This is a genomic window from Streptomyces torulosus (assembly GCF_001419765.1).
Classification (GTDB): domain Bacteria; phylum Actinomycetota; class Actinomycetes; order Streptomycetales; family Streptomycetaceae; genus Streptomyces; species Streptomyces torulosus.
The window spans coordinates 1-1,520 of sequence record NZ_LIRK01000713.1; the positions used below are offsets into that span (position 1 = coordinate 1).

Consider the following 1,520-nt stretch of genomic DNA (forward strand, 5'->3'; position numbering starts at 1 on the left):
AGGGGCGCGGGGAACTGCGCGACCAGCCACGACGCACCCGCACCCGCACCCGCCAACGGACACGCACCCCCGAGCTACTGGGCGCCCCTACTCTCCCCGCCACCAGGACAACAACCGGGCCCACCCGTTCCTCGGCCCCGCGCCCCCGCGCTCCGTCGCCCCACTCGCCGTAGGCGAGCCGGGCGGCACGGGCGGGACGGCGCGCGCGGGGGCTGCCCGCGCCGCCGCCGGGGCCGGCGGGAACGTCACCGGCAGGGCCGTGAGCGCGCGGTGGAACGGACCCGGGCGCCACTCCAACTGATCCGAGGGCACCGCGAGTTCGAGGTCCGGCAAGCGGTCGAGGAGCTTCTCCACCGCGACCGAGGCGATCAGCCGGGCCTCGCTCTGCGCGGGACAGTTGTGCGGGCCCGCGCTCCACGCCAGATGGGCCCGGTTGCCCGCCCGCCGGTCACCCGTCAGCGCGGGGTCCGTGTTCGCGGCGGCCAGCGACACCACCACGGGGTGCCCGGCCCGCAGTGCCGCGCCCTCGTACACGACGTCCCGGACCGGGTAGTGCACCGCGTAGTTGGCCATCGGCGGGTCGGTCCACAGCACTTCGTCGAGCGCGTCCTCGACGGGCAGGCTGCCGCCGGACAGCTCGCCCGCGAAGCGGTCGTCGGACAGCAGCAGCCGCAGGGCGCCCGCGATCAGGTTCTGCTGCGGCTCGGTTCCGCCGCCCATGAGCACGACGAGGCTGTGCACCATCTCCTCGTCGGTGAGTGCCGCCGGGTGCGCGAGCAGCCAGGAGGTGACATCGGGGCCGGGTGTGCGCCGCTTGAGGTGGACCAGGTCGAACAGGGTGGTGGTGAGCAGTTCGTCGGCCCGCTCGGCGTCCACCCCGTCGAAGATCCCGGACATGCCCTCGACCAGCTTCAGCCCGTGGTCGGCGGGGCAGCCGAAGAGGTGGTTGAAGACGAGCAGGGGGATGACCTGCGCGTACTCGCCGAGCAGATCGGCCTTGCCGGTGGGCGCGAACCGGTCGATGAGGGTGTCGGCGCTGCTCTCGACGTAGCCGCGCAGGGTGTGCGGCTCCACGCGGGCGAGGCTGTCGGTGATGGCGCCCCGCAGCCGCCGGTGCTCCTCGCCGTCGGTGAACAGGGCGTTGGGCCGGTACATCATCATCGGGACGACGGGACTGTCCATGGGGACGGTGCCGTCGGCGAGGTCGTTCCAGCGGCGCGGGTCCTTGGAGAAGGTCTCGGTGCTGCGCAGCACGTGCAGGGCGGCGTCGTACGAGGTGACGAGGGTGGCCCGGACGCCGGGGGCGAGTTCGACGGGTGCGGTGGGACCGTGTGCGCGCAGCCGCCGGTAGGCGGCGGCCGGGTCGGCGGCGAAGTCGGGGCCGTAGAGGGGTTCGTGGGCCGGGCAGCCCGGGGGCGGGCCGGGCGGCGTCTCGGGGGTCACGCGTGCTCCAGTTCGGCGTCGCGGCTCAGCAGGTACGCGGTGAGCGCGATCAGCGCCCGGGTGGAGGAGTCCGGATC

The 1,520-nt window shown here is 74.3% G+C and carries 1 protein-coding gene; it reads right to left on the bottom strand.

What is annotated here, in order from left to right; genetic code table 11:
* Nucleotides 1-87: 87 nt before the first annotated feature.
* Nucleotides 88-1,443, bottom strand: a complete 1,356-nt coding sequence (locus tag AOK23_RS38230; protein ID WP_055717070.1) for a cytochrome P450 — start codon at nucleotides 1,441-1,443, stop codon at nucleotides 88-90.
* Nucleotides 1,444-1,520 lie beyond the last annotated feature (77 nt).